General features: G+C 43.5%; 25 protein-coding genes and 1 pseudogene. 12 read left to right on the top strand and 14 right to left on the bottom strand.

All coding sequences use genetic code 11. The annotated features are described in order from the left end of the window. Nucleotides 1–124 precede the first annotated feature (124 nt). The 6 genes from OYT88_RS14880 to OYT88_RS14855 form a co-directional block, all read right to left on the bottom strand. Complete coding sequence (locus OYT88_RS14880; protein ID WP_274401135.1) at nucleotides 125–1324, bottom strand: restriction endonuclease subunit S; 1200 nt, start codon at nucleotides 1322–1324, stop codon at nucleotides 125–127. A 55-nt stretch (nucleotides 1325–1379) separates the two neighbouring features. Then, entirely contained in the window at nucleotides 1380–2375 is a 996-nt protein-coding gene (gene xerA / locus OYT88_RS14875) for a site-specific tyrosine recombinase/integron integrase (protein WP_274401134.1), read from the bottom strand. Nucleotides 2376–2443: 68 nt separating this feature from the next. Beyond that, nucleotides 2444–3175: a restriction endonuclease subunit S gene (locus tag OYT88_RS14870; protein WP_274401133.1), complete on the bottom strand. Its 732-nt coding sequence runs from the start codon at nucleotides 3173–3175 to the stop codon at nucleotides 2444–2446. A 17-nt stretch (nucleotides 3176–3192) separates the two neighbouring features. Beyond that, nucleotides 3193–3789, bottom strand: coding sequence for a restriction endonuclease subunit S (locus tag OYT88_RS14865; RefSeq protein WP_274401132.1), 597 nt, complete (start codon nucleotides 3787–3789; stop codon nucleotides 3193–3195). Then, nucleotides 3779–5302: a class I SAM-dependent DNA methyltransferase gene (locus OYT88_RS14860; protein WP_274401130.1), complete on the bottom strand. Its 1524-nt coding sequence runs from the start codon at nucleotides 5300–5302 to the stop codon at nucleotides 3779–3781. The genes OYT88_RS14865 and OYT88_RS14860 overlap by 11 nt, the downstream gene beginning before the upstream one ends. A 15-nt stretch (nucleotides 5303–5317) precedes the next feature. Continuing rightward, nucleotides 5318–5908, bottom strand: a complete 591-nt coding sequence (locus tag OYT88_RS14855; protein WP_274401129.1) for a YdaS family helix-turn-helix protein — start codon at nucleotides 5906–5908, stop codon at nucleotides 5318–5320. Nucleotides 5909–6275: 367 nt separating this feature from the next. Here OYT88_RS14855 and OYT88_RS14850 point away from each other — a divergent pair, with 367 nt between their 5' ends. The 3 genes from OYT88_RS14850 to OYT88_RS14840 are packed head-to-tail and all read left to right on the top strand — an operon-like array spanning nucleotide 6276 to nucleotide 7529. Beyond that, on the top strand, nucleotides 6276–6509 hold the full coding sequence (locus tag OYT88_RS14850) for a hypothetical protein (protein ID WP_274401128.1): 234 nt from the start codon (nucleotides 6276–6278) through the stop codon (nucleotides 6507–6509). Between the two features lie 49 nt (nucleotides 6510–6558). Beyond that, nucleotides 6559–7137: a hypothetical protein gene (locus OYT88_RS14845; RefSeq protein WP_274401127.1), complete on the top strand. Its 579-nt coding sequence runs from the start codon at nucleotides 6559–6561 to the stop codon at nucleotides 7135–7137. Between the two features lie 17 nt (nucleotides 7138–7154). Then, a complete protein-coding gene (locus OYT88_RS14840) occupies nucleotides 7155–7529 on the top strand; it encodes a transporter (protein WP_274401126.1) in 375 nt (124 codons plus the stop codon). Between the two features lie 63 nt (nucleotides 7530–7592). On the opposite strand, the gene OYT88_RS14835 is transcribed toward OYT88_RS14840, so the two are convergent. Next, nucleotides 7593–7895: a hypothetical protein gene (locus tag OYT88_RS14835; protein ID WP_274401124.1), complete on the bottom strand. Its 303-nt coding sequence runs from the start codon at nucleotides 7893–7895 to the stop codon at nucleotides 7593–7595. Nucleotides 7896–8114: 219 nt separating this feature from the next. Here OYT88_RS14835 and OYT88_RS14830 point away from each other — a divergent pair, with 219 nt between their 5' ends. Both OYT88_RS14830 and OYT88_RS14825 read left to right on the top strand, forming a co-directional pair. Next, the gene (locus OYT88_RS14830; RefSeq protein WP_274401121.1) at nucleotides 8115–8426 is read left to right on the top strand and encodes a hypothetical protein; all 312 of its coding nucleotides are present in this window, start codon (nucleotides 8115–8117) and stop codon (nucleotides 8424–8426) included. Between the two features lie 409 nt (nucleotides 8427–8835). Beyond that, nucleotides 8836–9537: a hypothetical protein gene (locus tag OYT88_RS14825; RefSeq protein ID WP_274401119.1), complete on the top strand. Its 702-nt coding sequence runs from the start codon at nucleotides 8836–8838 to the stop codon at nucleotides 9535–9537. Nucleotides 9538–9954: 417 nt separating this feature from the next. On the opposite strand, the gene OYT88_RS14820 is transcribed toward OYT88_RS14825, so the two are convergent. Then, a complete protein-coding gene (locus tag OYT88_RS14820) occupies nucleotides 9955–10866 on the bottom strand; it encodes a proline-specific peptidase family protein (protein ID WP_274401117.1) in 912 nt (303 codons plus the stop codon). Nucleotides 10867–11385: 519 nt separating this feature from the next. Between OYT88_RS14820 and OYT88_RS14815 the strand changes: the two genes are divergently transcribed. After that, nucleotides 11386–13143, top strand: coding sequence for a GGDEF domain-containing protein (locus OYT88_RS14815; protein WP_274401116.1), 1758 nt, complete (start codon nucleotides 11386–11388; stop codon nucleotides 13141–13143). 1415 nt (nucleotides 13144–14558) lie between these two features. Here OYT88_RS14815 and OYT88_RS14810 read toward each other — a convergent pair. Genes OYT88_RS14810 through OYT88_RS14795 form a run of 4 tightly spaced genes read right to left on the bottom strand, consistent with a single transcriptional unit; the run spans nucleotide 14559 to nucleotide 16504 of the window. Continuing rightward, entirely contained in the window at nucleotides 14559–14783 is a 225-nt protein-coding gene (locus tag OYT88_RS14810) for a hypothetical protein (RefSeq protein ID WP_274401115.1), read from the bottom strand. Beyond that, nucleotides 14780–15745 (bottom strand): hypothetical protein, encoded by a 966-nt coding sequence (locus OYT88_RS14805; RefSeq protein WP_274401114.1) that lies wholly within the window; start codon nucleotides 15743–15745, stop codon nucleotides 14780–14782. The genes OYT88_RS14810 and OYT88_RS14805 overlap by 4 nt, the downstream gene beginning before the upstream one ends. Continuing rightward, nucleotides 15726–16355, bottom strand: a complete 630-nt coding sequence (locus tag OYT88_RS14800; RefSeq protein ID WP_274401113.1) for a cytochrome b N-terminal domain-containing protein — start codon at nucleotides 16353–16355, stop codon at nucleotides 15726–15728. The genes OYT88_RS14805 and OYT88_RS14800 overlap by 20 nt, the downstream gene beginning before the upstream one ends. Further along, entirely contained in the window at nucleotides 16352–16504 is a 153-nt protein-coding gene (locus OYT88_RS14795; RefSeq protein WP_274401110.1) for a hypothetical protein, read from the bottom strand. Before OYT88_RS14795 ends, OYT88_RS14800 begins: the two co-directional genes overlap by 4 nt. 892 nt (nucleotides 16505–17396) lie before the next feature. Between OYT88_RS14795 and OYT88_RS14790 the strand changes: the two genes are divergently transcribed. The 5 genes and pseudogenes from OYT88_RS14790 to OYT88_RS20960 all read left to right on the top strand — a co-directional run. Continuing rightward, nucleotides 17397–17903 carry an O-acetyl-ADP-ribose deacetylase gene (locus OYT88_RS14790; RefSeq protein WP_274401109.1) on the top strand — a complete coding sequence of 169 codons (507 nt, stop codon included), beginning with the start codon at nucleotides 17397–17399 and terminating at the stop codon, nucleotides 17901–17903. Between the two features lie 184 nt (nucleotides 17904–18087). Further along, complete coding sequence (locus tag OYT88_RS14785; protein ID WP_274401108.1) at nucleotides 18088–18423, top strand: GlpM family protein; 336 nt, start codon at nucleotides 18088–18090, stop codon at nucleotides 18421–18423. 171 nt (nucleotides 18424–18594) lie between these two features. Further along, complete coding sequence (locus OYT88_RS14780) at nucleotides 18595–19503, top strand: carbon-nitrogen hydrolase family protein (protein WP_274401107.1); 909 nt, start codon at nucleotides 18595–18597, stop codon at nucleotides 19501–19503. A 95-nt stretch (nucleotides 19504–19598) separates the two neighbouring features. Next, complete coding sequence (locus tag OYT88_RS14775) at nucleotides 19599–19778, top strand: hypothetical protein (protein ID WP_274401106.1); 180 nt, start codon at nucleotides 19599–19601, stop codon at nucleotides 19776–19778. Between the two features lie 124 nt (nucleotides 19779–19902). Beyond that, nucleotides 19903–20208: pseudogene (locus OYT88_RS20960) on the top strand (transposase); the annotation flags it as partial. A gap of 285 nt (nucleotides 20209–20493) precedes the next feature. Here OYT88_RS20960 and OYT88_RS14770 read toward each other — a convergent pair. Next, nucleotides 20494–21090 carry a winged helix-turn-helix domain-containing protein gene (locus tag OYT88_RS14770; protein ID WP_274401105.1) on the bottom strand — a complete coding sequence of 199 codons (597 nt, stop codon included), beginning with the start codon at nucleotides 21088–21090 and terminating at the stop codon, nucleotides 20494–20496. Nucleotides 21091–21322: 232 nt separating this feature from the next. On the opposite strand from OYT88_RS14770, the gene OYT88_RS14765 reads away from it, so the two are divergent. Next, complete coding sequence (locus tag OYT88_RS14765) at nucleotides 21323–22570, top strand: MFS transporter (RefSeq protein ID WP_274401104.1); 1248 nt, start codon at nucleotides 21323–21325, stop codon at nucleotides 22568–22570. A 595-nt stretch (nucleotides 22571–23165) separates the two neighbouring features. Here the strand turns inward: OYT88_RS14765 and OYT88_RS14760 are convergent. Then, complete coding sequence (locus OYT88_RS14760; RefSeq protein WP_274401103.1) at nucleotides 23166–24371, bottom strand: MFS transporter; 1206 nt, start codon at nucleotides 24369–24371, stop codon at nucleotides 23166–23168. Nucleotides 24372–24452 lie beyond the last annotated feature (81 nt).

Raw genomic sequence — 24452 nt, 5'->3', positions numbered from 1 at the left:
GCACTCCATCCTCTTTATCGGATCATTTTCAATTTTACTGAAAATTTATAGTGCATTGTTTATTTTGAGTGCAGCATTTCAGCATACAAAGCTATATCCTGTGGATAAAAAGATAAATAATAATTTAGCCTACTGTTTTTTCCGTCGGCACCCGAATCTCGCCGGACATCAGTTTGGGTAAGAGTACGTTGCGAATATCTTCAAGCATTGCCATTTCTCTAGTTGATTTTTCCATAGCTTGGAATAATGGTAAAACTAGTTTATTAAATCGAAACAGTACGGATTTTTCAGGAACCAAGATCATATAATTCTTCAAAATATCTGTTTTAAGATTGGTAAAAATACTGCCATTTCCAAGAGAAAGCAAGTCTTGTCTGATATGTTTGAATAACAGATATAGAAACTCATTAGAAAATATTGAAGTAGGAAAATAGAGCCATCCATCATGCACGCAAGTATCAACACAAAGTATTTTAGGAATCCCTGGTGTTGCACTATTTGAAAGGACTAATGAACCAGCTTTTAAAAAAACTGTTTTCTTTAATCCTGATTTTTTTATGTGTTCTTTTATTCTAAGTACAAATGGAGTTTCTAACCTCGTAACATCCGAAATTTTGAGCCATCGGAAGCCAGTTTCTGATAAATATGCTTGAATCGGTCGAGGTGACCCACCTCTCCTAACATCAACATAATCACCTAATCGACCTTGAAACCAATTTGTTGGCCTTTCTCCATTCCAAGGTTCAAAATCTATAAACCATGACTTGAAAATTGTCTGAGCCATTTCTTCTAAATTGTGATTTATCTTAGCATTAACCTCAATTTTATCGTCAAGGCAAGAAAGTGTCGCTGCTATCGACCGTTGTTCACTAAGATTCGGAATCGAAACCACAATATTTTCAAGTTCACTTTGCTGTACTCTTTGTCTTCCTGAAGTTCCAGACATTGATTTTATGGCAGTATTTCTAAAATAAGGACTTATTGCGAAATAATAAATATAATTTTCATCAGAAAGTCCATCCTTTTTTCTTAACACAATATACTCTGTTGAACCAAATCCCACTTCATTTCGATCTAAAATAGAAACTTGTGCCGTTTTCCCATTCTCTAAACATGGCGATATCCTTGCTACGAGGGTATCGCCATTTCTAAACTTAGATCCTCCACTAAATTTAGCAATTTCAAATCCTTCTATCTTTCTTGTGAAAGGTGCTAATTTATCCATTCCTATTTTTTTCCCTACGTATTTCTTCTCCAATATTTCTTTTGGATTAAATTTAATAAAATCCGAGACCTTGACCTTTCGCCATGCGCTAAGACTCACTCTATTGCACCTCTATTCACTCGCTAAATCAATTTAAAGTACTTCTTGATGCTATCTAACCTATATATTTACGATGCGCATTTTTCACATTGACCTGATTAACCATCGCATATTGCAGCGTTGTGTCGATTCGCTGATGTCCTAATAAGTGCTGAACCTGTTCTATCGGCATGCCCTTATCTATTGCCGCAGTTGCTAGAGTTCTTCTAAACTTATGAGGATACACTCTTTCATCGGTCACGGTTTTCCCGATCTTTTTTAATCTAGCTTCCACACCACCGATTTCCAAGCGACGATGGGGTGAATTTATTGAAACAAATAATGCCGGATCATTATCATGCCTTTCATTGAGGTAGTTCATCAAATGAATTTTTGACCGCGCATCAAAATAAACAAGCCGTTCTTTGCTGCCCTTGCCCAAAACAACACATTCACGCTCATTAAAATTAACGTCTGTTTTATTCAATTTGACTAATTCGCCAACTCGCATTCCGGTTGATGCGAGCATATCAATTAATGCCAGATCTCTCGTATTCACACAAGAGTCTCTCATTTTTTCTAACATTTCATCAGAGTATGTTTCTTTAACAAGTTTATTTGTCTTCACCTTGTGAATTCTCCTGACCGGACTTTTCATAATTAATTCTTCATCCTCCAACCAGGAAAAGAAGCTCGAGAAGATTCTTCTGATGTTGTCAATCGTTACTTTACTGACTTTCCGAGAATCATGATACTCTGCCAAATATGTTCTTAAGTCTTCAGTAGTAATACGCGTAATGTCTTTTGCAATTGATTGAAGCAAGTGATCAATTGTCTTCTTATAATATCCTAACGATTTGTTTGAGCAACCTTCCACTTTCTTAGAGGACAGGAAATTATTCACCTTAGTCGCGTTATTTAAAATGAAATCATCTGTCTTACTACTTGCCTCTATTTCTAAAGAAACACCTGCAAAACACTCTAGTAAAACATTCTTCAATGTTAACATTTGATAGTTATCAAGATGAGACGCCATTCTGTTTAATACATCATTGATCATTTCGTTTTTCATGATTTCCTCCCGTATGCATTTTCTATAATTTTAATTTATTCTGCATAATAATGGAGGAAAATAATAATTTAGCCTACTGTTTTTTCCGTCGGCACCCGAATCTCTCCGGACATCAGTTTGGGGAGAAGGGTGTCACGAATGTTTTCCAATACTGCATTTTCCGTCTCTTTGACTTCTATCACTCTAAAAAAATTGAACACCTTAATTCTAAAAGAAGTTAGCACTCTCATGTCTGGCACAATAGCTTTTATTTGTTTCATTTCAGAACCTGAAATTTCTTTAAAAGTTGAACCCGATGCCCTGTTTACAATAGCCCTTAAATTATCTTTTAACCAACAATAAATGAACTCACTTCCAAAGCCCTGTTTTATATCTGGCACAATTGACTTAAATCCTTGATTTGTCGTTACTTTGTTTTTCGCAATTGCAATATATCCGATTGGTGCTCTTGAAGTAAATAAAATTGAACCCTCAGGCAGCATTTTTATACTTGAATGATTAAATCCTTCTTCAGAAATATCCACCGATCCATGGCTTATATATCGATTTTTATTTTGGGATAAATCTTTTGGGGTAATCCATGGGATATCATTTTTAGAATAAAAGCATTCATTCTTTTTTAATGGTGTTGCACCACCTATAACTTTTCCCATGTCGGAAATTGTTCCAACTTCCCACCCTTTTGGAATCAACCCAAGTTCACTTTCAACCATCTCGCCGCCGCTTGATTTGTACGGATTTCCTTCTTCATCAGGAAATTCAAAATCGACAAACCAATGTTGGAAAATTGTCTGAGCCATTTCTTCTAAATTGTGATTTATGCTGCTATTTCAGACTTAGATTCAACCACATCTCTCACATCATCCAAATTGTGATTTATCTTAGCGTCGACTTCAAATTTTTTGTCTAATGCAGATAAAATATTAACCATAAAGTCTTGTTGATGTCTTGGAGGAAGTTCAATTGTCATATCTCCATACGTTTTCGCATTCATATTTTTTCTTGTACTTCCAGTTGAAAAGGAAGCAACCCAATTTTTATACTTATCTGATATTGTATAATATCTCATAAACTTTGGATTAATTTTATGTGGATCCAAACTAAATTTAATTAAAAAACCAGCGTATACTAATTCCCCATCACTTTTATCATAGAAATAGCTTCTACCAGTGCTGTTTCCAGTTCTTGCGAAAACAATATCATTGGGCTTTAACAAATATTTTCCAGCGTTTTCACTATCTACTGATTTTAAGTTATCTTTTAAGAGGGTCCCATCATCACTAATATCTGATATTCTCAAATAGGTAAAAAGATTATTTGAGTACTCAACTGCTGGTGCAGGTATCCCATAATTACCCTTTCCATCAATAGAAAGATCTGCCAATCTCACTATTCTCATTTCTTTAAACCCCATACCCAATCCCCCCAAGATTCTTTTTTATCTCTTCTTCAAGTTTGTGAGATTGGTCGAATAGTCCACTCAGTTCACTGGTCAGCTGTTCCATTTTCTGATCGAATGGAATGCCGTCATCTTTTTCTTCTTCGATACCGACGTAACGGCCGGGTGTCAGAATAGAGTCATTAGCCTTGACCTCATCCAGAGTTGCCGATTTGCAGAAGCCCTTGACATCTTCATATTTTCCGTCACGGTCGCGCCACTGATGATAAGTACCGGCAATTTTATCAATATCTTCCTGACTGAGTTCGCGATGGCGGCGGTCGATCATGCCGCCGAGATGACGGGCATCGAGAAACAGGATTTCATGTGCTCTGCTCCGCTGTTTTGCACTGCCGTTTTTATTCCGGTTGAGGATCCATAAAGAAACGGGAATGCTGACGGAATAGAAGAGCTTGTCCGGCATGGCAACAATGCAGTCGACAAGATCGGCTTCTAACAAATTTTTGCGGATTTCACCCTCATTCGACGTATTCGTACTGAGCGAACCGTTGGCAAGCACGACCCCGGCCACTCCATTCGGAGACAGATGATAAATCATGTGCTCAAGCCAGGCATAGTTGGCGTTGCCTTCCGGGGGAATGCCATAGGACCAGCGGACATCTTCCGTCAGCTGGCCGCCGCCCCAGTCGCTGATGTTGAACGGCGGATTGGCTAGAATGAAATCCGCCTTCAGGTTTTTGTGAAGATCGTTGTGGAAGGTGTCGTCATGGTGGGAGCCGATATCACCGGACAAGCCGCGGATCGCCAGGTTCATTTTGCAGATTTTCCAGGTGGTCGCATTCAGCTCCTGCCCGTAAATAGCCAGATCGGTCAGCCTCCCCTGATGTTCTGCGACAAACTTTTCACTCTGGACGAACATGCCGCCGGAACCGCAGCACGGATCATAAACGCGGCCCTTAAATGGTTCAATCATCGACACGAGCGTTTTAACGACGCCGGTCGGCGTATAGAATTCACCGCCGCCTTTACCTTCCGCTTCGGCAAATTTTCCCAGGAAATATTCGTAGACACGGCCGAGCAGATCTTTTTCTTCATTCGTGTACAATTTGATTGTCGAAACAAGATCGACGAGTTCGCCTAACCTTCGTTTGTCAATTTCCGGCCGGGCATAGCGCTTTTCGAGTACATTTTTCAGCGTTTCATTATCTTTTTCGATCAGGATCATTGCGTCGTCAATGATCTGACCGATTTTTTCACTTTTGGCGTTATCGCGGATATGGCTCCAGCGGGCTTCTTTCGGCACCCAGAAAATATTCTCGGCAAGGTACTCGTCAATCTCTTCCTCAAAACCTTCTCCCTCGGCGACGAGCGCATTGTATTTCATCTCGAATTTATCCGATATGTATTTTAAAAAGATCAAACCGAGCACGACATGCTTGTATTCGCTCGCATCCATACTGCCGCGAAGCTTGTCCGCCGCTTTCCATAATGTTTCTTCAAAACCGATGTTCGCCGTTGACTCGTCCATATCTGTTTTCCCCTCTTAGTAATTGTAATCATCCAGCACTTCAAAAAGCGCCGCTTCGAATTCTTCCTGTTCTGATCCGGTCGTAATGTCGCCGGGCAGCACATTCAAATAGTGAGCGAGACCTTGAATCGTTTTTTGCAAAATAATTTCCGATCCGGCCTGTTCGAGCAGTTCCAGGATGATTCGATAAGTGTCCATGTAAGGAAGCTTATCGGCCCGTTCCAGCGTTGCTTTAAACCGTTGGATCAGTTTCTCTTTTTCAATAGCCCGCTCAATTTTATTCATCTCTTCCCGGTCGTAAACCGGCACAGATTCCAGTTTTTCACCTCCCTGGCCGAGCACCTGTTCATGCCGCTTAATAATCGGCTGCAGTTCATGCTTCAATTTTTCTTTTTGAATTTCCAGTTTTTCAATGTCGGTCAATTCTTTTGAGAAATACGCACCGTTGACATGAAATAATTTCTCAAGTACAGGCAAATATTTTTTCGGTATATGCTGCTTGCCTTTGATCCATAAATTTATATTTTGTTTCTTAATTCCCAATCGTTCAGCGAGCTCCAGCTGCTGCATATTGTATAGCCCGAGAATATATTCCAAGCCTATCAATCCATCACCACCCACGGGCATCATATATTGTCTCGGTTAATATTATTTTAATTCTGCTTATTGACTGAGTCAATATTTTCTGCTATTTTTATTGTGTTGAGAGGCTGCCGGGGTTATTCTTCGAAAGCTCTATGGCAAAATTAGCAATCCCGAATCATCTTGGTTACTTAGCTGCAAGTGAGCACAGACTTAACTCTATTATGGTCAAAATGCCGATAAGACTCAACACGGCGGGTCAGATTTTTTATCTGAAAGGACTTCTGATTCCAATCTGCCTGCCCGGTTCGCCCTGCCGATTGGCCGGTTAAAATAGCGTTCGGGTGATCAGACGAACATTAAATCCAGGCAATTCAAGAAGGAGGCATGAATGAATATGCAGCTGACCATTGTTCCACTCAATCAAAGTAAACAGACATCCGCACTTACGAATCGCACAAAAAAAGATTTATTGAAAACGATCGAACATATGGAACTTGAGATCGACCGCCTAAAAGGATCCGAGCTGGCTCTCGACGAAGCAAAGAAGATCGTGATCATCGAGCAGCTGAAAGGGATGAAAATGGCCATAGCCCTAACAGGACATACATTGACTTATCAATAAATTTGGTTCGGTAAAAATCATTAAATTTGCTCACTATAGGGGGATCCTTATGAAAAAGCTGCTATTCCTGCCTTTTGTTCTTATTCTTCTAATCGCCGTAAGCGCTTGTTCCGGGGATGTGAATGTTGGAAGCGGAGTATCAAGTTCCGCAGCGACATCCAATCCGACGAGCAGTCCCGCAGCGAAAGAGGCGATTCATAAACAGGCAAAGTTGAACTTCTCCAACACATCTGCTCAACAAACAACGAAGATAGATTCAGCTGAGATCAAAGATGTCTCTGATCTGAATCTCGCGGATAACCAGTTTGATGCCATTAAATATGCGCTCCTTATCCACATGAGCGTCTCAAACAGTGCGACGCAGCCTGCCCAAACGTACCCTTCCCAGGGACACGTTGTCCTGGATGACGGTACGCAGATCGACGGACTGATTGGTGCGGACGCCGGTATTGACGATGCGTTTAAAGATGGAGAAGTGGCCAATGGGGCAACAAAATCGGGATACGTCGTCTTTCCATTAAAAGAAGATCAGGCCCGGAAATTTAAAAAGGGCGCTTTTAAATTCGACGTCACGGCCGGAGACGAAATGGTGACGCAGGAACATTATTCTGTCGCCATCAATTTTTAATCTTGGAGGGAACGAAATTGAAAAGAAAATTAAAAATTAATGTATTAGCCGGAGTTGTCGACATAGTCATGGCTTTCTTAATTATGATTTCCTGGTTCGCCGTCATCTTTGCCGCTTTCGGCGACGCGACAACAGGGACGCATGCAACCGGGGGCGTCGGAACATTTTTCTATATCTGCGCCGCAATTGCTCTGATCATTCATGTTATTGCACTCATTCGATCCAGAAAATCCGGTATTTCGCTTGTCGGTCACGTTCTTGGTATCATCGGTATGGGTTGCTTTCTGATTACGATGTTTCTGGCACTCCCGGCCTTCGTCCTGGCCATTCTCGCTGCAATTTTTTCCTTACTTCAGAAAAATGTCGGTGATTCGACATCCATCCCTAAATAAAAAATAGAAAGGCTCAGAAGGACTCTTCGCCGAGTCCTTTTGAGCTTTTCATTGCATTTTGGGTTATTGTTTGTGAAGAAAACTTGATTCCGTACCATCTACTCGTTTTCCTGAATACCCTTTATCCAGATGAAGCTTCATACGCGTGTCTCCACAGCTAGGGTTAAGAAGATATTTGGGATACCCTTTGCTCGCCAGCCCAACCAGTTTTCCAAAATCCATATGATTATCGATCATAAATGGGTTGACCTTTTGTTGAAGATCTTCATCATTCAGATAAAACTTGCCTTCATTTTCAATAATATCCAATGCTTGAAGATATTTATAATTTTCTAATGTCACATGAAGCCTCGGTTTATTCAGCACGACATGAAGCCTTTCTTCTATTCTGGATCGGCTGCGCAAAGAAGCATCTCAGCAGCATGTTCGGATTAAGTTGTAAACTTGAGTGGGTTCTCTTTTCCCTGCATAATTTCTTTAGATTCCGCTTTATTCTTTCTTATTTATGCAAGCCATTAACTATCGGGTATACTCTTGGTATGAGAACCAATATGAATCTAAGTATGTTTTCAAGGAGCATCTACCATGCACCGGAAATCATTGCTGAAGCTCAATTTGTTTAGTTGCCTGTACGGCTTTCTTCTGTTTGTGATGACGTTTATGATTTTTCAGCCTTATAGGGCGGCAATCCTGCTGCGTGTACCGGTTGAATGGATTTCCAAGGGATTTTTCTGGGCGGCCATTTTATCAGTCGTGCTTTATATGGGGTTCATGCCGCGCCTGGCCGAACAAAAACCGCATGATTGGAAAGCGGCACTGGCCGTTTCTCTGTACGCAGTGCTTTGGTTCCCCTACTGGCTGCTGTTTGTCCTTGTCGCATTCTTACTGCTTCGCTGATCGGATGGAGCGGCAGTTAAAGAACCATTTGCCGGTATTGAAGATGGATTCTGTATCATTAAACGGACGCCGCAGAGACGGATCTATTCCTGGGGCGGTTCATACATTTCCGCGAAGACCGGATCTATTCTCTCAACGGCCGGTATCTTGCCGGGAAGGCTGACCGACTTCTAAAACGTCCCTATATGAAAGCCAACAATTCTTGCGGCGGCCGGCGGCAGAATCTTTTCACAAAAGCCGATTCAGTCTCACGACGGAAGATATCTTTCCGCGACGGGCAGCCATGCAAAGCCCGTTATTTCAACCGATGACTGAATCGCTGCTGCGGCACAGCCGCCGGCCCTCGGATTTTTTCAATTTTATCTGTTCCTTACTGACTTGAAGAGATTTTTCGATCAGAGGCAATCATGTGAAAACAAATCAAAGATCAGAAGAAAATCGTGCGATCCCGTCCATTGAATTAGAGGAACTTAAGAAAAGCTTTGAAAGGGACAAGCCTGAATCCCTGCTGAATCATATTCACATGTCCCCGGAAAGCAGGAAATTAGTGGAAAATAACAGTTTTGCACTACTGATAGCCATTGTTGCCGATCAGTCGGTAAAAATGGAAGTAGCCTGGAATCTGCCTTATGAGCTTGGAAAGAGAATCGGGATGGAGCGTCTTCATCCGCAATGGATCACACGGAATAGTGAAAAGGTCAAAGATGCGATTGCACAAAAACCGGCGCTTCACCGTTTCCCGCAAAAGATGACCGATTACATTTTTTCACTGTCGACGATCATAGAAAACAAGTACTCTTCTGCAGCCGGCCTGTTGAGAAGCTCGATGGATTATCACGTTTTTGTCGCCAATGTTAAAGAAGTTTCGGGAATCAGCGACAAAAAAGCAAATTTTCTTTTTCTGACATTATCACTGGACTTCCATTATTCATTTAAAAATACAGAAGAAAGTTCGGTATTATTCGATACACATATGGAGAAATGGCTGTCTCAGCATTTTAACAGAACTATATCGAAAAAGGAGGCAAATGAAATCTGCGCTTATGTTTCTCCCGGAAATCCGGCATTATTCTGTCCTTACGTCTGGAATAAAGATCACGAGATAAAATAAAAAGCCTGCCGATCTTCCTTTTTTAATGGAACAGCTTATTGAAGAATCCCCGGGACCGGCTGCAAACTTTTCTAAGCAAACCGCAGCATGGCTTTTTTTTAAGGCGACTTGATGGCCGATAGTTTCCTAAAAGGCTGTATTTTTCCACCGCATTCCTAATTCCCCTGCCAACGGCTTAACCGCTCAGCAGAATACACGGAGCACGGGGCCTGATCTTTCTTCGCATGGATAAAAAATTCTTGTGAACATAAAAATTTCCCTTTAGATGAGCAGATTTTATGATTCATCTGTCAATCTTAAAGGGAAATCTATCAACGATGAGGCAGTGTCGTTAATTTTTTAAAACACGGACCGGCCGGCCTTTTGAATCCCGTCGGCGGCCGCCCTTTGGGGACAGCCTCTTCTTTCAGCTATCCGTCAGTCGTTAAAGCGGTCCGCCTCGACATCTTTAATGAACTGGGCCAGGTGATCGAAATAGACCGGAGCGTTGTCGATCATATGGTGGTGCCCGCCATCCGGTGTGGTGGCAAGCCGGGCGTGGGGAATCGTTTCAGCCATCCGCCGGGCGGCAGAAAGAGGCATCGTTTCGTGCTCTCCGAATGTTACCAGTGTGGGAACGGTTATGTTTTTCAGCCGATCGCGTACGTCCCATTCCCGCAGTTTCCCGGTAACTACAAATTCGTTGTCGCCCTGGAAAACGTTGTAGACAGGGGCCGCCATCGTATCAATCAGATGGGAAATGGCCGGCGGCTGGCGGCGGTCGACGTAGCCCCGGTTAAGAATGTCAACGTAGCCCTGGTAACGCTCGTTATCATAGTCATTTGTTGCCTCACATTGTTTCATAAACGCGACGGCATCGGCGGGCAGGGCTTCTTCCCGGATCCTGTTGATGTTTGCAACATATTCGTCGATGTTATCCGTCATCGATGAAATGATCGCACCTTTGAGATGCGAGCCGTATTTTAAAGCGTACAGTTGAACAAGCAGGCCGCCCCAGCTTTGGCCGATCAGGTAAAAGTGATCCAGGCCCATTTTTTGCCGGACTTCTTCGACTTCGCCCAAAAAGTAATCATAGGTTAAATATTTCCCGGCAGTCCCGGGATCGGAATAGTCGGGTTGATCGGAATAAAAAGAGCCGAGCTGGTCATACATGTGAACCTGAATGTTCAGACCCTGTTCCGCCAGTTTCCGGGCAAAATTTTCATAGTATTCATGCGTGCCGCCCGGGCCTCCATGCAGACAAAGCAAATGGATATCGCCGTTCCCCTGAGTATTTGTCCAAAGGTGGTAGCCGTTATCCAGGGTTAGGATCGTTGTTCCCTGTTTCATTATGTATCATCCCCAATTTTAAATGGTTAATGTCATCATAGCACTAAAGCGTTCAGGTTTAAATTGAGTGAGATTTAGAAGCAGCGGATCTGGGACGGCATACCCGTGAATCGGCATCCCGGCTATTTTCCCCAAAAGTATTCTAAAATTTTCATCACGATTACCGTAAACCGAATTCCGCCTTTACAGAACGAAAAAACGGATGGCATCAGCTTTCTTCATCGAATCAGAAAACGATTACCTACGACCGTGCCTTTTTAAAAACGATCGAATGAATCAGTAGGTTTCAAAATTTCAGGAACCATGACCCCTGTCAAATGATTCTCCAATATTCGACTGTTAAATATCCGACTCAATGATCCGATGAGTACAATGACCGAAGCGATCTGGTTCCTCACACATGGCGAACCGAAAGTGATGGCCCAGTTTACATAAAATTAACATCTTTCGTATTAGTAAATTTTACTTACTGGGGTATAATTATGATTAAAAAAGGGGAAAGATCGGGAATGATGAACCATGAAGCAAAAATTTGTCGGAGAATTGGATAAAATCATTCGCGGGAAACACATCAAAACAGTTTTCCAGCCGATTGTTTCTTTACGTAACGGAGAGGTATACGGTTACGAGGCACTGAGCCGGGTCACCTGCCCGACGGATTTGACGAATCCCGAAGATTTGTTTCGCGCAGCACGGACATGCAACCGCTTATGGAAACTGGATCAGCTGTGCCGATCGGCAGCCTTGCAGAGTTTCCGCGACAAGCAGGCATTCTCCGGTGATTCGAAACTTTTTCTTAATGTCAGCCCGATCATCATCAGTCATGAGCAGTTTTCTCTCAGCTTTACCAGGCACTATCTGAAACAATACGGCCTCGAACCGAACCGGATTGTTTTTGAAATCACAGAGCGCAACTCCATCTCGGATATTGAAAAATTCAAAGCAGCCATTGACCATTCTAAATCGGAACAATTCCAGATCGCCATTGACGACGCAGGGGCAATGTACTCCGGTTTAAATTTAATAAACGCAATTCACCCCCATTATATTAAACTGGATCGGCGCCTGATTCACGACATCGACCTCGGCGGGCTTAACTTTGCTTTAATCAAAGGCATGACCGAATTCTGCCGCCTTTCGAATATCCATCTGATTGCCGAAGGAATTGAAACGGAATCGGAACTGACGATTTTGATTGATTTGGGGGTTCCTTATGCACAGGGATTTTTTCTGCGGAAACCGGACGAACAGCTTAAAGCTGTCGACGACGATATCAGAGTTCTGATTATCGATTGCCATAAAAGAAAAAATAATGTTTTCGGGTCGCCAAGCGCAAATAGCTACATTTCAAACATCTGCACACAATCCGAGATCGTCTCAAGAGACACGAAAGTGGAGGACATTTATAATAAATTAAAGGCAAATCCGGATGCTTTCGGATTCTGCGTCGTAGAAAACGGGCACGTCATCGGCATCATCACCAAATCGCATCTGACCCTGCAATTAAGCGGGCAATTCGGATTCAGTCTGTATCAGAATCAGCCGGTATCGCTGCTTATGGACACTGAATTTATAGCGGTCGACTATCAGACGCCGATTAACGAAGTATCGAAGGCGGCCATGTCGCGTCCGCAGGAAAAACTGTACGATTTCATTGTCGTGACTAAGGACGACAAATATCTCGGGACGGTGACGATCAAGAACCTTCTGCAGAAGACGACGGAGATAGAAGTCGTCAAGGCTAAATATGAAAATCCGCTGACCGGTCTCCCCGGCAATCTCGTGATCGAGCAAAAAATAAGAATGTGTCTTTCCGAGAAAAAGACTTTCGGTATCCTCTATCTCGATATTAACCACTTTAAAGAATACAACGATATCTACGGTTTTGAAAACGGCGATTGTGTGATCAAGCTTCTGGCCGATATTCTTGTGCTTCACCTTCCTCCCGGCCAGTTTGTCGGACATGTAGGAGGGGACGATTTCGTCGCCATTCTCGATGACAAGGATCTGAAAGGTTATTGCGACGCTGTCAGTTCAGAATTTCAGCGGAAAGTTCTGCATTATTATAACCCGAGCGACAAAGCAAACGGCTATATTATCGCCGAAAACCGCTGGGGCGTCATTGAAAGATTCTCACTGATCACCACTTCTGTCGCCGGAATCCGTGTGCAAAGCCGGGACTTTGCCAGCGTGCCGGATTTAACGGAAAAGCTGGCCCAATTGAAGAAAAAATGCAAAAAGCTGAAGGACGACAACTATTTACTGATTCAGACTTAACGGCAAAACAACCGTTAGATCCGTAATCTCTGTTTTATTCAACTGAATAGGCAGGCACCATTTGTGATTCATCTATCTTTTTAGTGGTTCTGTTAATTATTTACTCGATTATCCCCTCGGTTCATGTATCCAGCCGGGCCGCGGCGTGAAGGCGCTGTCCATTCTTCTGAAAAGCGATCGGTTTGCACGAGCGGCAATCTATTCCTCTGAATGTTCACGTGGCCGGCGGTTTATTCTTCTGAAAAGGGGGATATCCTGCGTGGACAGGCGTTAAATGGCGGAAACGGCCCGATCTTTTTCTTCAGCCTGCCCGTGTATTCCTGTAAATCGTGGTGAAAATCGCCGGGAAACGATGGTGTATCATCAGCAAAAAGCAAAATATCAACAGTAATTAGCAGAATATCAACAGTAATTAGCAGAATATCGGCAGTAACGGTCAAAGAATCGGCAGTAAACGGATAAGTGAAAATAATCAGAACAGAAGGCTCTATCAGATTGATTCAATCAACCATTACGGGGAGCTTTTCGGTTTAAACTCTTGATGGGGCGTTACTTTGCCGGAACAGGGCGAATCGAGACCATTTCGGAGCGATAGTTCACTACTTTAGGGCGATTTATTCTTTTTTCGGAACGATAAACTCTTGATGAGGCGATACTTTGCCAGAATAGGGCAAATCGAGACCATTTCGGGGCGATAGTTTACTGTTTTAGGGCGATTCATTCTTTTTTCGGAACTATAAACTCTTGATGAGGCGATACTTTGCCAGAATAGGGCGAATCGAGACCATTTCGGGGCGATCGTTCACTGTTTTAGGGCGATTCATTCTTTTTTCGGAGCGATAAACCCTTGATGAGGCGATACTTTGCCAGAATAGGGCGAATCGAGACCATTTCGGGGCGATCGTTCACTGTTTTAGGGCGATTCATTCTTTTTTCGGAGCGATGCCTGGTTTATCGACTGTTAGCAACCGTTTACCGGTTGTCACGCCTGGTTTATCAATCGTGCAACGTTCTCCGTCTTTCGAGCTGTCGTTTTATTTATAGCCCAAAACGATTGATAAACGTCTATTGCCTGTTTGACCTTTGGATCGTTAAAATTTAAGTCCATGCCAATCGCCCCCGTTAGATAGTTTAGAAATAGACTGTTCGATAATAAACTATTATAAATGATAGTCGATCCTTTGATTAGATCCGCTTCTCATTACTAGTCATGACGTTCAGCCCTGAATAGGAACGCTTCGAAACCTTTTCATCATCCGCTTTTCGGTTGTATCACAATAGGGCAGCGGCCGAGTCATGAGCAGGCAGAATCATCCGTCTAAAACAGAGGCACCCGGCGCTTTAACGTGCGTCGAATGCCTTTTAAAATGCTTCGAATATTTAAATTATAAGTGGGGAACTTGTTCAAACGACTTTTACAGCTTGCGCTTTTCGCGAATCTCTTTGCGAAGCATTCGGGCAAATGCAAGCGGTGTCCCCACTGCAACCATTGCTGTAACAAGAAGAACCGCGCCGATCATCCCTTTTATCAATCCGCCGTCTGTGATACTTGTGTAGAGTAGATTCATACCGACGATCCCGACAGCAGACAAAAGTAAGGCCAGCCAGATCGGCGGCAAAAATACCGAACGCCGTTTCATTTCTTTACGCTTTCCGCCGCTGTTTCCCGGTAATAGCGGCCCCAGATCAGACGGTACAGACCAAGTCGGCGGGGCAGTGATCTAAGACCCGGAATAAACGGAATGAGCATAAGGATCAGTGTCACAATGACCACTGTCATGACAACCAGCAAATCGGCCGAGCTGGATCCATTAAATGGAGGAATTTGGTACAAAAGCGTGTAAAACCACAGCCACACAGCTCCCGGGTAATTTCCGGTTTCTTTGATAATGCCCCACTGGTCTCCCATCATGTCCAGCTGATCGGCATACTGTGCGTCGGGCTGATCCTGCAAGAGCAGCAGGGAAATCGTCCGGTCGGTCTCAGGCATCGGCGATCCGGAACTGTCAACAGCAGATTCGAGAAGACCGCTATGACCAAGCAGCAGATATTCATTGATGATCTGCGGCAGAGGCCCGTAGTCCGACTGATTCCCGGCCCAGTGAATGCTGGCAGACGTGACGGACGCCTTGTCCAGGCCTTTGGAGGCGGCCGTCGTCCAGGCTGTCTGCTGTTTGGACGAAGCCGTGTTCCACATATCGAGTGAATTTTTCAAGGCCGGTTTAAACGGAACAATTTTTTCAAGAGGCCCGAGGACTTCTGTTTTGGCCGAATTGACCGGAATCCGGACGCCCGCCCATGACTGCGGGGAGAAAAATCCCAATTTTTGAGAGGCGTCCGGCGTATTATTATACGGAGGTCCGTATGAAGAAATCGGATCCTGTCCTGATAAATCGTCAAGTGCCGTCTGTACCAGCAGTTTCGGCGCCTGCTGGGTGACTTGTTTCGACGTCAGGGCCGGAACGTCCGGAGAAGAAAAGAGCGCTGCAAGGATAATAATCAATACACCGACCACACCGAGCGCAATCAGCATTTCACGAACCAGGTCGTACTGAATCTGCGGATAGCGGTCGTTCGGATAATCACGAATTGGCTTTTCCACGTATTTCGTCCCCCTTCTTGCCCGCCATCGGCTCAACAACGCCATGTATCCGAATAAGCAGAATATGGAAAGTCAGCAGTAAAAAGAGCACGAATGGAATGACAAAGATGTGCAGTCCGTACATCTGGCCAAAGTTCAGTACATTGAAGAATCCTCCGAACCCCGTTGAGTTGATCGCATCTTTGCCCTGAACGCCGATCCACTGCGAATCAAAATTGTTTTGCGACAGATAGCCGGTCAGTCCGGCAACGAGGGATACGAGAAACATTAACCAGCCGCCGATCCAGATCCAGTGACGTCCGCCGCGCCAGGAAGCCATTAAGAACTGGGCCCACAAGTGCAGTACCATAAAGAAAAAGAATGCCTGCACGCACCAGAAATGCATACTGTTGAAAAAATGGCCGACAGCCGACAGGTGCCACCACTGCGGTCCGAAAATAGCCAGTACCGTTCCCGTCACAATCAGCCAGACAAATGATCCAAGTGTCAGAATGCCGAACAAATAGACGTATGAGTTTACATAAGCGGGCATAGTGTCGGGAAGCAAATGCTTCATCGGCAGATTTCTGTCAATCCAATTCCGAACACCGCGTGTCATATTTTTGCTCATTTTTCTCGTCCCCCAGGAAACGGAATAACAAGCGCCAGAACAAATATGATCAGCATGAGAGCGACAACGACGATGTCAGCGACAGATAGATTCAACCAACTGAAATGCCAAGCCCAGCCCGCGTGAATTGGAGGTTGTAATTGATTCATTAGTTACGTCTCCCCTGTTACTAATAATTTTATAGGTACAAACCTATTTTATATGTAAGCGTTGCAAAATCAATAGGTCCTCTATTAAATTATTGTAAATCGACATTTTCGTCTGATCTGTTCCTGATTTTCTCCTATTTTGACGATTATGTTCGCCAAATTATTGCTTTAAACATTTTTTTAATGGATGATCTTAACAGTCACTGTCGCTGCACAGCCGATAGGCAAATGCTGAAACTCCTGTCAGCCTTAAACTCAGAGACACTCACCTCGGGTTCGAAAACGATCATCCGAGAATCAGGGGGAAAATTGCTTCGATCTTAGAGACGATTACTGAGGTTCGAAGAAGATTGTCCCGGGCAATATTATTTTTTAAAAAGTCCATATCTCGATGGGCTGATTGAGATGCTCACATTTTTAAAAGAAAAGGATCATTTCTCAAGGAAAAGCAGAAATGATGTCCGCCTTGAACATGCGGCAATCCATTGGGAAAAAAAAGGCAAAAATAATTTTGGTAAAGGAGAAAAATTCAGCGAAAGCAGGTTAGCGATACGATTGGAATAAAAAGTTTAACCTAAAAGCAAGAATATATATCCCCATCTAGTCTCGCACTTTTGATATGCATGGTTATTTTACGGCCTTTTCATCATTAAAAAAACGCCCTTTGCAAGGTGCATTTTGTATGTCCGGTATCCAGTTGCGGACTTAAGAAAGGCAGATACACGAACGGCAAAATATTACGTTTTCACACTGTCCGCCGATTTACTGGCGTGCGTTTCCTGCTTGTTTGACGAACGTCCCATCCTCCCTGAGTTCCGCGCCCGCTGGTTAAACACTGTTTTTCTCTGTGCTTTATAATAGACTTAATCATGATACTCGGGAGGCACGATCTATGAAATCATTCGCTATCGTTCTCGGAAATATTACAACGGTCAAGGCGGATGCCATTGTCAACGCCGCAAACACAACGCTGCTCGGCGGCGGCGGTGTAGACGGTGCCATTCACCGCGCAGCCGGGCCGCAGCTGTTGGAAGAGTGCAGGACGCTGCATGGATGTGCGACCGGCGAGGCAAAAATCACCAAGGGCTATCGTTTGCCGGCAAAATATGTGATCCATACTCCCGGCCCGGTGTGGCAGGGCGGCAACCGTCATGAACCCGATCTGCTGAGAAACAGTTATGTCAACAGCCTGAAATTGGCCGACAGCTATGGATGCCGGACAGTTGCCTTTCCTTCTATCAGCACAGGGGTTTATCATTTTCCGCTGGAACAGGCGGCCCCCATTGCCGTTCAGGCGATTCGCGGATTTCTGGATCATTCGAACCATGTCGAAAAAGTGATGATGGTGTGCTTTGATGACGAAACAAGAAGAGCCTATGAAAAGGCTAATGAGGGCTGATTCAAATTTCTTTCACCGGACGGTTGTTCCTTTTATGACCGCAAGGCGGCCGATATCTCCAATTCGTTAGTCTGCAGAAAACTAATTCACACAAATTCCATCAGAAGTTCGTCTGATTTCCAGCCCAAGAACCAGAATCTGAATTATAATGAGAAAAATCTCTTTTTTGATAAGGTGAATGTGATTGCAGACGGTTTTGGACGACGGTTTAAAGTTTATTATCGGCGGCACGCTTTTTGTACTCATGTCCTATTTTAGTAAGTCCAAATTTTTGTTTTTATCAGGAGTCATCACCTTTATACCGGTCATGACACTGATAAATATGCGCATGCAGATGAAATACATGGATTTGAAAGAATTCCGGGCGACTGAATTTAATGCGGTCTTTGGCGCTGTTGGTGCTGTTGTTTTGATTCTTTCTGTTTTTATCCTGACCAACTGGTTCAAGCCGGTATATGCCGCGTTTATTGCTGCAGTGCTCTACATTATCTATATGCTGCTCTGCAAACATTTTCTGTAAGGGTTAATTAACCCTTGCACACTGGGGAATCTTTTCCGATCTAAAGAAGGGATTTCTCTTTTATTGATTCAGATTTTTTATGGAACATTATCTGACAAATAAACTGACATTTCATAATATAATGATATCATTTATATGTACAAAATTTACTACAGGAAGAAGAGGTAACACATGTTCAAAGATGTGATGAACCTGTCCGTTGTCACCTTTAACGCTGTCTGGGGAGATAAGGAAAAGAACCTGAATCGTATAAAAGGGTACATCGAGAGTGCCGCCAAAAGAGGCAGCGATTTTATTGTTTTTCCTGAAATGGCTCTGACGGGTTATGACGACGAAGCTGAAAAACCTCTTGAAGAAAAAATGCAGTTTAAGCTTTCCGAGACGATACCGGGCGAGTCCACTTATGAAATCGCCGGTCTGACGAAAAAATACGGCATCTACACAGTTTTCGGCATGCCTGAAAAAGACACGGCGGATCCGTCCAGGCTCTATAACGCTCTGGCCGTTTTCTCACCGGAAGGACTGGTCGGTTCTTACCGGAAAATGCATCTTCCGGCCCCGGAGCCTAATTGGGCGGCCCGCGGCGATCGGCCTTTTATATTAGATACACCCTGGGGGCCCGTCGGCTGCGCCATCTGTTACGACTCCTACTGTTTCCCCGAACTGATGCGCTATTACGCTGCCAAAGGCTGCCGGCTTTATATCAATAGTACGGCGCTTGCCAAATGCCACGGCAAAGGATTGGGCACGACAACGCTGGAAGCCGGGGTGATCCGCGAAGGCATTTATATCGCGTCTGCCAACCTGGGCGGCAGGGATCTGTATAATGACTTCTGGGGAGGCAGCAGCATTATCGGGCCGAGCCGGAAGACATGGGAACCGTACTACTTTGCAGGGCACAAATTTACGGATGATGTCGCCGGCGAGTCGGAGATGTTCACTGCGACCATTGACCTGTCCCTCGCTTCCCGGTCTCTGTTCAAATACAACGCGTCAGTCGGGGGAACCGACTGGAGACCGGAAAAATATATCGAAATGTTCAAAGATACGTTAAAAGATTCGACGCTTATAAAAAAATAATCTGATTATCCCCTTGACTTATTTCCTTTTTGATTCACGAACATATATTCGATATCATTGAATTATAGAGAGTGTATGTTCGGGGGCGATTCATTATGGAAAACCAGAATTCGATGAGCTTTTTTCACCGTCAGAAACGGCTTCCGCTTTATACGTGCAAGCACTGTGGCCGCCAGACAACGGCCGTGATGGAACGCTCCTCTGCCATTGTGAGAAAGTGGTTCTGGGCTCTCTACATGACGTGTCAGAATAAAGGGGGGGGCTCTCTGCCGTGATGCTTTCCTATCAGAACGGTGTGACTCATAAAACGGCCTGGCTGATGCTTCACAAGATCCGGCGTGCGATGTCCGCACGGGATGATGCCCTTTTGGGTGACCCACTGAAGGCGGGAAATGCGGACGGGGTACTGAGAAGGCAACGGTCGTTGTGGGCATTTCCTTCAATACTAAAGGTCACTCCAAGTATGCCAGGATGCGGGTCGTTCCCGATGTTAAAGGCCAAACCCTCAAGGGGTTGGCGGAAAAAGTATTGGCACCCGATGCCGTGATCCATACGGATGACTTAAGTTCCTATCACGCTTTGTCAGAGAAGGGGTCTGAGGTTCAGGGCATAAAATTTGATCTGAAAAACAATCCCGATCATCTGCACACTGGCTGCTTGCGTCTATCTCCAACGCTAAAGCATTTATCGAGGAACCTGAGCTAACGGGATAATCAGATAATTTTATTATTTAATCTTTTCTGAGCCCTTTTGAATTCCTTGAGTTCCAATTTTCCATATTTGCAAACTCACCTCCAAACATTGTGCAATTATCCTAGATTCCCGGAAAATTATACCAAGGTGCCCCCAAGTCCGCATTAGTAAAGGATCTTTAGCCTAATGCCGTTTTCTCATGGGTATCATTATACAAGAAGCTCTTGGTCGATAAATCCCTTTAAATCAAGGATTCTCATGACCTTAGTATAAAAACACGGGAATGCAGGATTTATATTATTTTTGTGACCATTTTTCAACTAATAGGTTGATCGTTTTCTTATCTTTCCCCTGATCATTTTTGGGGGCATTTTCAATTAACAGCAGTATGTCTTCCAAAAGCTTTGTTTCGGCCTCTCTTGATAATTTTGGAGAACTGCTAAAAGCCCCAGCATGAATATTAACTTCCTGTTGAGGATCACTTCCATACTCTTTAATGTCTGCTTGCATCGATTCTAAAAACTGCTGGGTTTCATATAAAATCCATTGTGCAACTTCTTTGCTATGTTGCTCGACCCATTTTGCCGAGATATTTACGCCATCTTCAATACCGTCAATGGTATCGGAAAGTGTTTTTGAACTGTGATGAGTCATTTTATAACTGGAATAATAAAACTCCTGAAAATTTTTTATGTTTTTCTTTTGAGTAACCTCTAATAATCCTTCATCCACCATTTTTTTAACTGAATAGTAAAGTTGATTCGTGGGGATGTTAACCTTTTTAGAAATTTCCTTTGAAGTCAACCCTTTTTTGTCCTTTGTTGCCTTCAAAATAGCAATAATTTTCTCATCTGCCATTAGTTTCGCCAATTGTGAGATTACGTTTTTCATCATTTCTATTCACCCCATGATAATTATCATAAAGTCTTGACAGAATGAAATCAATTGGTTATATTTTGCATATCGACTAAATAAATTTAATTGATTATATTTTATTTTATATAAATATCCAATAATTGGAGGCTTTGTTACGGCAAATAATAATTCTTTAACTACAACATCGGCAGCCACAAATGAACAAACTAAAATCACAGATCATCAATCTAATATTCAAATAATAAAAGATGTGTCCAGTAACTTAATTAGTGCCTTAAGTGCTGGGATGTTTTCAATGGCCATGGGGTTGATGCTTATGCATGACACAAAGTCTCCCCTTAGTTTTGGACTTGCAATTATTATTTCACCTCTTGTGAATGTGTTGTTTTTGATACCCGTTGGCAACTTAGTTGATAAATATCGGCATAAAAATATTTTAATGTTTAGTATCCTAACCAGACTAGTTTTTTTGCTCATTTTTGCTCTTTCCATTAATTTAGTTTCTGGTATTTATAAGCTTATTCCAGTAGCTATTTTTGTGTTGGTGGATTCTATTTCAAACAGTTTTAGTACCACTGCATATTCAGCTTCTGTTCATGAACTGGTTAACGATAGGAATATTCAAAAACTGAGTTCATTAACACAATCAGCCTCAGCCCTTTCTTCTGTTTTAGCTCCAATGTTAGGTGTCGCTTTATATGCTCTAACAGGTTTTAATGCATTTATCTTCATCGAAATAATAGCCACCGCTATTTCTTTCTTAATATTATTAACGATGCATTTTTACTATGAAAGCAATAATGCTACTCCTGACATAAAAACAAATACCTTATCAACACAATTCTCAAACTTCAAAAATGGAGTAGCATACATGAAAAAGCGTCATCTTATCAGAGATATCATTATTATGGCTGTTGTCATCAATTTTCTCTTTACAGCTGTTACTATTGGTATGCCTTTTATGATAATCAACCGTCTTCATGCAGGAAATAGTCCCATTGGATATATTGAGACTGGTTTTTCGGTTGGCCTGTTAATTGGAGGCTTGTTAATGACCATTTTACCCAGCAAGAAACACTTTTCTTTAAAACTTTTTCTACCCTTATCCATCATGGGTATTTGTATGGTTTTATTAGGATTTTTGGTATATCTGTTTCATGATCCTTTAAGGATTGGTTTATACGGGTTCCTTATTATGACATTATCAGGATTTATGAACGCCATTTTAAATATATCGATCAATGTACGGTTACAATCTACCGTACCAACTCATATTCTGGGAAGGGTAATGGCCACCTTAACTACTGCCGTATCTTCAATAATGCCGATAGGGACATTATTTTACACATTTTTATTTCAAAGCACACTGAACGGTACATATATTTTTATCGCGAATGGCATTATTCTGTTATTATATGTTTTTTCTTTCTATCCATTAATTTACAGAGACGTTAGAGGAGATAATAAAGATTGGGGTGAGACAACGACGCCTGCATAAATTCAGACGCTGATGCGTGTACACCTTTACGATGTTTGGATCTCAAGTTGGTAGATAAATCTACTGTACTAATCAATATTTAAAGAATCACAGGGATATTCTAGTTAAAAAGCGCTTGAACACGTATAAAATTATATATATCAAAAAAAATTTAAATCAATTAAACTTTTTTACTATACTTTTTCGAGCGATTGACAGTCTCAGGAAAAAAGCGATCATCATCTGACAGTACAGCAGGAAAATGAGCTAAAAGAATACTCTTAAAACTAAAAGCAAAATACCGCTTTTTCACGGCATCGGCAGCCGCATTGAATGAAAAAACAGGTCTCTTGCCGGGCAAGTAACAGCGCATGCACATAAGAATAGAAACTCAGCAATACGCTTCGCCCTGCAGACGGAGCGTATTTTTTATATTAAGTAGCGGATTTTCTATGGAGAAACACCCGCCAGCTCTTCCCTCCATCATCGCCTCGCACCTGGATGCTGCACAGCCGCTTTATGCCTCTGCCGCTGTAGTCTGTTTCCAAACTTTGTCCGAAAAAAAGCACCTGAAAAGGTGCGGAATGCGTTACTGCCGTTTTATTCGCGGCTTCTTCTATTTTTCTGTGCGAAGAAGCACGCGTTCGCTCGGCAGGAAAAGTGTGAGGACCGCTGCCAGCAACGGCAGGATTGCGAACAGATTGAAGATAGCGTACACGCCGTACAGGTCGGAAAGCCAGCCGATGACCGTTGCGCCGATTCCGCCGGCACCGATTCCGAAGCCGACCATCAGCCCGGAAACAAGACCGATGTTTTTCGGAAACATCATCTGTCCGTAAACAACTGTGACGGCGAATGAAGACAGAACAAAAAGGCCGAAGACAAACAGCACGATGACCGAGAAAATGCCGTGAACGTGCGGCAGCAGCCAGGCGAACGGAACGGTAACGGCCATCGAAACGAACAGCAGCCACTTGCGGCTGACTGTGTCGGAAAGCCTTCCGCCCAGGAAAGTCCCCGCGGCTCCCGCAGCAAGAAACAAAAAGGTCAGCAGGTCGCCGTACTTCAGCGCAATGCCCTGATGCAGGTACAAAAAGGGCAGGAACCCGGCGACGCCGATCTGTGTCCAGGAGCGGAGAATAACCACGACTGTCAGCAGAATAAGACCGCCCGGATGATTCCGCCCTTTAATATTCGCCTGGCGCGCTTGGTGCCGTACCAGACTCCGCCGGTACCAGGGCAGGATCGTCAGCACAATCATGAAGCCGAGGATAGTCGCCAGGATAAACCAGCCAAGTCCGCGCAGACCGGTTGCGATCAAAAAAAGCGGCAGGAGCAGCGGCCCGACGGCCTGGCCGAAGTTGCCGCCGACCTGAAAGATCGCCTGCGCCGTTCCCCGGGCGTTGCCGGCTGCCATGTAAGCACCGCGCATCGCTTCAGGATGGAAAATGCCGGAGCCGATTCCAGACAGACCAACCAGAACAAGCAATAGCCAGTAAACGGGCGCAAAACCTGAAGCCGTCAGGCCGAGGCCGGTCAGGCAAATGCCGACCGGCAGGAACCACGACTTCGGTTTTTTATCGGTAAGAATACCGAACAATGGCTGTGAGATCGAAGACGTGAGCATCGAGACCAGTAAAATCACCCCGGCCTGCAGATAATTAAGATGAAACGCCTGTTTATAAAGCGGCAGAAGTGCCGGTACAATACCGGTCGTCATTACATCATTCAGAAAATGTGTCAGGCTGAGACCGGCCAGTGCTTTTTTCGAAGCAAGATGCCTTTTGGCCCCCGCCTTAACCGTTTGCATTGCCATACTCATTATTCAGGCCTCCCGATAAGCCGCATTCTTTTACACAAAAGATGAATACTTCTATACTATCAGAAGAATCCATAAAGCTCA

The sequence above is a fragment of the Sporolactobacillus sp. CQH2019 genome (assembly GCF_028765345.1).
In the GTDB taxonomy this organism is placed as follows: domain Bacteria; phylum Bacillota; class Bacilli; order Bacillales; family Sporolactobacillaceae; genus Sporolactobacillus.
This window is presented reverse-complemented; position numbering and strand designations above follow the sequence as displayed.